This window comes from Collinsella sp. TF06-26, from assembly GCF_002232035.1.
GTDB lineage: Bacteria > Actinomycetota > Coriobacteriia > Coriobacteriales > Coriobacteriaceae > Collinsella.
In genome coordinates this window covers 1-8,016 of record NZ_NKXR01000026.1, presented here as the reverse complement: position 1 = coordinate 8,016, position 8,016 = coordinate 1, and the positions used below count along the sequence as shown (strand labels likewise).

General features: G+C 59.7%; 8 protein-coding genes. 2 read left to right on the top strand and 6 right to left on the bottom strand.

Features of this window, described 5'->3' with window-relative positions; all coding sequences use genetic code 11:
* Nucleotides 1–119: 119 nt before the first annotated feature.
* The 6 genes from CHY22_RS09715 to CHY22_RS10005 form a co-directional block, all read right to left on the bottom strand.
* Nucleotides 120–962: a Cof-type HAD-IIB family hydrolase gene (locus tag CHY22_RS09715; RefSeq protein ID WP_089573678.1), complete on the bottom strand. Its 843-nt coding sequence runs from the start codon at nucleotides 960–962 to the stop codon at nucleotides 120–122.
* A gap of 86 nt (nucleotides 963–1,048) precedes the next feature.
* Entirely contained in the window at nucleotides 1,049–2,467 is a 1,419-nt protein-coding gene (locus tag CHY22_RS09710; protein ID WP_089573677.1) for a citrate synthase, read from the bottom strand.
* 77 nt (nucleotides 2,468–2,544) lie between these two features.
* Nucleotides 2,545–2,832, bottom strand: a complete 288-nt coding sequence (locus CHY22_RS09705; protein ID WP_006235289.1) for an ACT domain-containing protein — start codon at nucleotides 2,830–2,832, stop codon at nucleotides 2,545–2,547.
* A 396-nt stretch (nucleotides 2,833–3,228) separates the two neighbouring features.
* Nucleotides 3,229–3,936, bottom strand: a complete 708-nt coding sequence (locus CHY22_RS09700; RefSeq protein ID WP_255413296.1) for a site-specific integrase — start codon at nucleotides 3,934–3,936, stop codon at nucleotides 3,229–3,231.
* A gap of 18 nt (nucleotides 3,937–3,954) precedes the next feature.
* Nucleotides 3,955–4,206: a helix-turn-helix transcriptional regulator gene (locus tag CHY22_RS09695; protein WP_006235292.1), complete on the bottom strand. Its 252-nt coding sequence runs from the start codon at nucleotides 4,204–4,206 to the stop codon at nucleotides 3,955–3,957.
* Nucleotides 4,207–4,215: 9 nt separating this feature from the next.
* Nucleotides 4,216–4,728, bottom strand: coding sequence for a DUF2975 domain-containing protein (locus CHY22_RS10005; protein WP_006235293.1), 513 nt, complete (start codon nucleotides 4,726–4,728; stop codon nucleotides 4,216–4,218).
* Between the two features lie 165 nt (nucleotides 4,729–4,893).
* On the opposite strand from CHY22_RS10005, the gene CHY22_RS09680 reads away from it, so the two are divergent.
* Both CHY22_RS09680 and CHY22_RS09675 read left to right on the top strand, forming a co-directional pair.
* Complete coding sequence (locus tag CHY22_RS09680; protein WP_089573675.1) at nucleotides 4,894–7,116, top strand: hypothetical protein; 2,223 nt, start codon at nucleotides 4,894–4,896, stop codon at nucleotides 7,114–7,116.
* A gap of 5 nt (nucleotides 7,117–7,121) precedes the next feature.
* The gene (locus CHY22_RS09675) at nucleotides 7,122–7,862 is read left to right on the top strand and encodes an ABC transporter ATP-binding protein (protein WP_158551215.1); all 741 of its coding nucleotides are present in this window, start codon (nucleotides 7,122–7,124) and stop codon (nucleotides 7,860–7,862) included.
* Nucleotides 7,863–8,016 lie beyond the last annotated feature (154 nt).

Sequence of the window (8,016 nt, the reverse complement as noted above, 5' to 3'; positions counted from 1 at the left end):
GTGGCCGCCGCGGCTGAATTAGACACTCACCATTGTCGGCCTAATCCGCGGTCCTTCATGCAGCAGGGGCTCTCAATGTTTTATGTCCTGCTCATATCGTCTCTGCTGGGTTGCTGCTGCTAGGCGAGGGCGGCCATGATGGTGCGGGCGACGCCGTCGTGGTCGTTGTCGAACTCGGTGATGGCGTCGGCGGCCTCGCGGTCCTCGGGTTCGGCGTTGATCATGGCCATACCGTGGCCCGCTGCCTGCAGCATGGGGATGTCGTTGATGTTGTCGCCGAACGACCAGGCGTCGGCGAGACGCTCGCCCAGGTGCTCACATAGCCACGTGAGGGCCGTTCCCTTGGTGGCGCCCTCGCCCATGACCTCGATATTCATGGCGTACGAACGCGTGACCTCAATGCCTTCGAGCACGTCGAGCTCCGCCGCGATGGCGTCGCGATCGGCCGGGTCGTGCCAGTACATGGCGATGCGTTCGAGCGTCTCGACTCCGTCGATCTTGCTGTCGATATCCATGTCGATCGGCGTTCGCGTGCGCTTGAGCGAAGCTGCGATGTGGGGGTCGCCGCCGCAGAACTCATCCAGGCGCGTGTAGAGCGAGCGGGGGAGGAAGCACTGTCCGTCCGCGAAGATATCGAAGGTCACATCGTGGCCGGCGGCAATACTATGGACGCGGTGGGCGATGGCGCGGTCGAGTGGTCGGCTCAAAATGCGCGTAGCACGTGAGACATCGGTGGGCGTATCCTCGTCGAGCTGCCAGACGCTGGCGCCGTTGGCACAGACCGCGTAATGCACGGCGGGATGGGCGAGAATGGGCTCAAAGATGCCCGACAGCGGGCGCCCCGTGCAGGGAACAAACTCGATGCCACGACGTGCGAGCTCGTCGATCATCGCCCAAGTGGCATCGCTCATTTGCTTATCGCTCGTCAGCAGCGTCCCATCCATATCGGAAAACACAATCATTTGATGCAGCCCTTTCTACTGGCATAAAAAGCGTGGCCGAGGGCTTGGGTCCCTGGCCACGCTCGAGTTCTATAACGGTCCGCGTCCTAGCGGTCGGCGAGCGGCTTGTACTCCAGCGGCTCGATCACCGGACGATAGGCCGGGCGAATAATACGGTGCGCGCAGAAGAGCTCTTCCATGCGGTGCGCCGACCAACCGGCCATGCGGGCGACGGCGAACAGCGGCGTAAAGAGCGTCTCGGGCACGCCGAGCATCTTGTAGATAAAGCCCGTGTACAGGTCGATGTTGGCGCAGATGGGCTTGGTCATGCCGTGATCGCGCATCACTTGCGGGGCCAGGCGCTCGATGCGCTCGATGAGCGCGAACTCCTCGCCCAAGTCCTTCTTGGCGGCAAGCGTGCGCGCGTAACGGCGGCACACCTCGGCGCGCGGGTCGCTCAGCGTGTAGACGGCGTGGCCCATACCGTAGATGAGGCCGGTGCCGTCGAAAGCCTGCTTGTCGAGGATCTTGCCCAGGTAGGCCGCGACCTCGTCCTCGTTTTCCCAGTTGGAAACATGCGCGCGGATGTCCTCGTGCATGGACACGACTTTGGCGTTGGCGCCGCCGTGGCGCGGACCCTTGAGCGAGCCGATAGCCGCGGCGTAGGCAGAATACGGGTCGGTGGCCGAAGAGGACAGCACGCGGCAGGCGAACGTGGAGTTGTTGCCGCCGCCGTGCTCTGCATGCAGCATGAGCATCACGTCGAGCAGCATGGCTTCGTCGCGGTTGAATGCCATGCCGCCGCGCAACACCTGCAGGATGGTCTCGGCGGTGGAAAGGCCGGGTGTGGGGTGCGGCACATGAACCTCGGAGCCGCGGCGCTTGGCGACCGAGGCCATATGCGCGAAGGCGGCGATGCGGGGGAGACGGGCGAGCATGGAGATGGCGACGTCGATTTCGTGCTCGGGCGTAATGGCGTCGGGCTCGGCGTCGAAGGCGTAGAGCAGCAGTACGGCGCGCTGAAGCACATTCATGATGCTCGACGACACCGTGGTCATGGGGAACTCTTTGACGTACTCGTCGCTCAGATGCCTAAAAGCGCCCAGACGTTCACAAAAGCCGTCGAGCTCCTCTTTGTTGGGCAGCGAGCCCGTGATGAGCAGGTAGGCGACCTCTTCGTAGCCATAGCGATTCTCGGCCTGGGCGTTGTTGACCAGATCCTCGATGCTGTAGCCACGAAGCGTGAGTTTGCCTTGATCGGGCACGACCTTACCGTCGACCTTGTTGTAGCCATGCACATCCGAGATGCGAGTGAGGCCCGCGACCACGCCCGAGCCGTCTGCATTGCGCAGGCCGCGCTTGACGTTGTGCTCTACGAACAGACCCTCGTCATACGGATCAGTCGGCAGGCCGTGGTAGAGGTTTTCGCTTTCGGGCGAAATCTGACGGCTCGCCTCGTAATCCAGAACCAGGCGGCTCAGGTGATCGTCGAAGCGGTAGTAGATTTTCTTGGCGTCGTAGGCCATGCGCGCTCCTCTCCGGTCCGCTTTGGGGCCGCGCGCTTGGACGATATGACGTCAAGCTGCCCCGAGCGGCTTGTTCGCTACAGGCGGTACATAAAGTTAAAGACGTCCTCGCGCTGGATGGACACGTTGACGCCCGAAAGCTCGCCGGCCTCGGCCAGCGCCTTCTGCAGCTCGGCGAAGTCGAGCTTGGACTCGGCGGTATCGGCCAGCATGGTCATGGTGAAGATGTCCTCGATAATGGACTGCGTGATGTCGCGGATGTCGACGTTGGCCTCGCCCAGGACACGGGTGACGCCGGCGACGATGCCGGGGCGGTTCTTGCCAAGGACGGTGATGACGATACGGGAGGACGAGATCTCGGCCATGGGAAACCCTTTCGCGTGATTGCGGCGCGCGCGGGGCGCTCCGCTACGGTACAGTGTTCATCATTGTACCTGTCTGGCGCAAAAAAGGCGCGCTCGCTGCGGCGTTACATGCCTGCAACATGAGCGTAAGGGGGAAGGCCGCACGGGGAAGAGCCGTCTGGCGCGTGTCCGGCTCGTGTTGGGTTGATTTCCGATCTCAGCCGAACACATTGAGCGGACAGGCCGTTCCCGCAGTCAGCCGAACGCCTCCGACGGCTGATTCCGAACTGGAAGCGGAGGGCATCCCCGCCCTTCGGTAGGGGATACCGCTCCGCGGCGCATGCCGCGGGCGGCGCCCCTATCGGACCACCGTGACCTCAGTTGGGATGGGCCCAGCACTGCCGCGTACTCGGTGAGCTAGAGCCAACTGTTCGTCTTCACGTCGCGTATGGCGATATTTCGGTCGTCCGGCTCGGTGATGCCGTAGCCGAACGCCTGGAGCGTCTCGATGGACTCCTGGATCCTCTGTTGGAACATGGGACCCGGATCGACCCTCGGCCCGAGGTGCCCGCGCCAAAGGCACGGCGTGGCGCGCAGCATGTTATGGATTTTGGAGATGGGCTCGATGTCGGCGTAGACGTTGAGCGTCGCCATGGCGTTCTTGTGGCCGAGGATCGATTGGAGCGCCTTGATATCGCCGCCTTGGCGGATCCACTGCGTTGCGAACGTGTGGCGAAGGCCGTGGAACGTGATCAGCTCGTCGTTGGTGCCCATGAGGCCGTTGGTCTCCGGGAACGTCTTGAACGCCCTGCGGATATAGCTTGTCGTCGCGAAGGTCGCGCCCGGCTCCGACAGGATGTAGCAGTCCCCGATCTCGACCGCCCCGGTAAGGCCGCGCAAGCGCAGCTTTCCGCAGTCGATCTCGTGGGTCTCCTTCAGGAAGGGGAGTAGGCCGACCGGGTCGATGGGGATACCCCTGGCGTCATGGGTCTTGGTGTCCTTGATGAACGAACCCATTCCCTTCGCGTACGCCACCGAGTGTCTGATCGAGATCAGGCCCGTCTCGAAATCCACATCGCACCACCGAAGGCCGCAGACCTCGCCGATTCGCATCCCCGTGTGCAGGGCGAGTACGACCGCCCTCTAATCCTCGGCGGACCAATCGAGTCCGAACTCCTTTCGGGCATCCTCTTCGCTCATGACTTCGAGAAGGTCTCCGGGTTGGCAACGAAGGGCGAGGCATAGCTGCTCGAGTGTGTTGAAGCGAATGCCGCGAATATGCCCTTTTTTAATACGGGACAGGTTCACGGGCGTGGTTCCAATCCTTTCGGCAAGTTCGTTCGAGGAAATCTTTCGCTCGGCCATGATCTTGTCGAGGCGAACAATTACGGGCATGGCGTTTCCTTACGCAATCTCGTCGGAGTCGAGGTACAGCTCTCGGGCGTACAAGAAGAGCTGGGAAAGCATGAACAGGACGATGCCGAGAACCAGAGAGGTCCAATCGAATGATGAAGCGATCTCTTGGGCGCCGACGGCCCCCTCGCCGCCAAACATTGAAACGGAGGTTTTGAGTGAGCCGGCGTAGAGGCTGGTGGCAGCTTGAACAACGAAGAGAATGCCGAGCACCTTCAAGCATGTCGCAGACCCTTTCTTGAAGGGGTCTCCGCTCTTGATCGTCCACACGAGAACGGCGCTGAGGATGGTCGTAGCGATACCGATGACGGCAGGGACCAATGTCGAGATCGCAAGGGCTGGATACGCGGGGGAGTCTGCAATTACAGGGTTGTCGAGCACTTCGATTGCTGGCTTTAAGGAGAACGCCACTTGTGCGATGGCGGTGGCGCAAAGGGTCGCAGAGGCTATCGCACATGCGATGCGGAAGGAATGAAGCCGGGGAGTGCGATTGTCGGAACTCATAATAACCTCCGAAGAATTTAAAAAACTCAGGTTACTTTTTAACAGTTTATGTTAAATTGACTTTGCCAGCAAGTAATCACAGCATGCTGCAATCACTAGATGCGAGGCGGGGCCGAGCATTTTGTTCAGCCCCGCTGTTCCAGGTGGATGGGGTTAAGGTTGGCGATGAATATGCTCAAGATCTCGAAGGCGATCTTTAGGTCGCTTCTCTCCTCCAGGTCGCTCTGTGTTGTCGTTGTTGCGTTGATGGTTCTTTGTGCTCTGCCCGTCTTCAGGAGCGCGGCTGGCATCGACGGACGGGTTGAATACCTCGAGTCGGGAATAACCCGTGTTGAGCAGGAATTGTCAGCATCCTATGCGGATGCGCTTGTGAATGCGGGGGAGGAGGGCGTCTATACCTCTTCATCAAGCATGCCCGCGCTTCTGTGCCCTCTTGCCGCGGGGCGTCTTGTCTTGGCGCCGCTCTCTCCTCTGCTTCCGTTTCTGCAGGTATCGGATGGAGCGTACTCCTTTTATGACGGATCGAAGGAGTACTTGCTATGGGTCGCAACGGCCGTTGCCGTCTCGTTCCTTGCCGCGCGTCTTAACAAACGTGAAAAACTCATCATCCAGGCACCGATGGGTGAGCTGGGCAGGCTTGTTGCATCGAGCGTATGGGCGAGTGTTTTTGCGATGCTTGCCGTCTTCGCCGTCAATCTTCCAGGGATAATCGCCGCACTTGTGAAGAATGGCCCGGGCTCGCTGTTCTATCCGATAGGCTACGTTCAATATGCGACTCCGGTTATCAAACCGGCTTGGCTGGTGTTCGCACAGACGGCCATCTTGCAATTCTTGGTGGCGGCGTTCATCTCGCTCGTCGTTCACCTTGCCGTGAAGATTGCCAATAACCCTACGCTTGGAATCGTGTTCGTATGTGCCCTGATGGGGGCGACGATGGTTCCCGGGTATTACGGAAGATCCATCGCTTTACGTGAGTTCGCCCTGTTGAATCCCCTTACGTATGCGAACACTGAGTTGACCGTCGGCGCCTATAGCCCGTACCCGACAACGCAGATAGTGAATCTGCCTGGACTTTGCTTCGAGCGTGGCGCGATTACCCTCGTATGCGCAATCGGGATCGAGGTGCTGGCAATTAGCCTGCTTTGCGTTGTTGGAAAGAGCGGCTGCGCGCGCCCGATGTCCCCGATTTGTCTTGAGAGAGGTTCCTTCACCGCATCGAGAACGACAGCCCGTTCGAGCGCTTGTGCCTCCGCCGTTGCATACGTAAGAACGATGGGGAAGCTGCTCCTGCATTCTCCTGCCCTCGCCGTATGCGCGATTGCAATGTCGACGGCGATGCTGGCCCCGGCTCTGGTCGAGGTGTTTCCTGACGCTGATAACGTTTCCGCTGTTCGGTATAGGGATGGGGAGCTCCGTTCAATAGATCGGTATCTAGAGCAGGACGCTGCGAATATGGACGTCGAGGGCAAAGCGGCCCTGGAAGGCATGCGAGATGCTCTTTCGGGTTTCGTGTACGCGCCCACGCCTGCGGAGGGGTTTCGAAGCCTTGCGACGTACGAGCGCGCTCGAGGCGAGCTGGGCGCGGCAGATGCGACCCTCCTGCAATCGATCGGAATCGAGCCGGAGACTCCTTCTCGTGCGGAGGCGCGCGCCCTTCTGCTCGAGTCGATCGCGAGCTTGCCGGACCCCAAGGTTTACGAGTTAAGTACGAAGATGCCCCCATTAATCCTCCTTTCCTATCTCCAGGCAGCGCTTCCTTCCTTGTTTTGGCTGTTGCCCGTGGTTGTCACATCGCTTGCGTGCACCTACCTGCGGTGCCGTTCCCTTCTGGTTTTCCAAGTCCCCGCAACAGCGCATGTGCGTTTTCTGACGGCTGTTGCGCTGTCTCTCCTGCTTGGCTTGGCGCTGCTTTTGGTGTCGATGGTTCCCGCTGCGGTTGTGTCCTTGATTAAGAACGGTGCGGGTGGATCGGAGTATCCCGTCGCTCTCATTCGGGCGGGAGCTTCGACAACGTCCATGGTGGGGGAGGCGGTGTTGTGCAGTATTCCGTTGCTGGTCATGGCATACGGCGTGATTTCCGTCGTCGCTGCGTTGACAGCAGCGATTAGCCGCAACCCCGTTGTCACCGGAGTGGTTTGCGCGGTTCTCCTGGTGTTGGGTTCGTTGAGCGCTCATGTTGAAAGCGCGGGCATGGGCGTCGCGCTGTTGGCTCCATTCGCCTCGTTTGATCCCGCTTCCCAGGTGGGGACGATTGGGTTCCTTGGGCGAGGGACGAACGCGATGCCTTTTGGAGAGGTCGTCGGCGCATCGGGCGCTCTGCTGGTGGTTTTGGGCGCCGTATCTCCGTTGATGGTGCGCCTGAGTGTTCCAAAGATCGAAAGGGGATGATCTCGATGATTGGCCTTCAAACGCTGACGATCTCTTATGGAAAGAAGGTGCTCGTAGATTCGGTGGACGCTGAGTTTGCCCCGGGTACGGTCTACGGTCTCGTCGCTCCGAACGGGCATGGAAAGACGACGTTGCTGCGTGCGATGGCAGGTTTGCCGGGTCCTCGCGTGGACGGGAGCATCGTTCTGGATGAGGTGCAGGGTACGGGTGCGAGAGAGGTCCGTTCTATGATCTTCTATGCACCTGGTGAGGGGACGCTGCTGTATCCCGGATTGCGTGCGGAAGATCACCTCAAGATGGTTTGCGATATGTGGCCGCATGCTCGCGATATCGAAGAGATAGTGGAACAAACGCAGATAGGCGAGTTCGCGAAGATGAGGATCCGCACTCTGAGCCAGGGCATGAAGCAGCAGCTTACCCTGGCGATTGCGTATGCGACGGGTGCGCGGTACCTTCTATTAGATGAGCCCATGAACGCGCTCGACCCCAGCAGGGTGGACTTGCATTCCGAGATTTTCAGGAAGCTGGCCGATTCTGGTACGTGCATCATCATGTCATCCCACATCTTGGATTCGGTCGATAGGCTGTGCGATGAGATTCTGTTTTTGAAGGATGGGAGGCTCATTAGAAGCATTCCGCAAGATGATGCTGCGCCGAAGTCTCCTGGATCCCATTTCGCAAAGCCTGCCGGACGCGCCGAGGGTGCGCTAAGCACGTATCGGCGACTCTACGAAAAGGGCGGGTAGAAATGCAAGTTAAAAATCTATGTGGTCAATGTGATACCGTTGAACCCGCATATCGATACCGCTCAGCCATTCGCCTCGCCCCCGTCGCACGTATCTTCATTCGGTCTGTTACTTTTAATCTAACAATTCTTTGAGGAACGTAGGTGCTTCTAAA

Coding starts and splice junctions, on each gene's coding strand:
- CHY22_RS09675 (WP_158551215.1), top strand. CDS start 7,122: ATGATTGGCCTTCAAACGCTGACGATCTCTTATGGAAAGAAGGTGCTC.
- CHY22_RS09705 (WP_006235289.1), bottom strand. CDS start 2,832: ATGGCCGAGATCTCGTCCTCCCGTATCGTCATCACCGTCCTTGGCAAG.
- CHY22_RS10005 (WP_006235293.1), bottom strand. CDS start 4,728: ATGAGTTCCGACAATCGCACTCCCCGGCTTCATTCCTTCCGCATCGCA.
- CHY22_RS09710 (WP_089573677.1), bottom strand. CDS start 2,467: ATGGCCTACGACGCCAAGAAAATCTACTACCGCTTCGACGATCACCTG.
- CHY22_RS09695 (WP_006235292.1), bottom strand. CDS start 4,206: ATGCCCGTAATTGTTCGCCTCGACAAGATCATGGCCGAGCGAAAGATT.
- CHY22_RS09715 (WP_089573678.1), bottom strand. CDS start 962: ATGATTGTGTTTTCCGATATGGATGGGACGCTGCTGACGAGCGATAAG.
- CHY22_RS09680 (WP_089573675.1), top strand. CDS start 4,894: ATGAATATGCTCAAGATCTCGAAGGCGATCTTTAGGTCGCTTCTCTCC.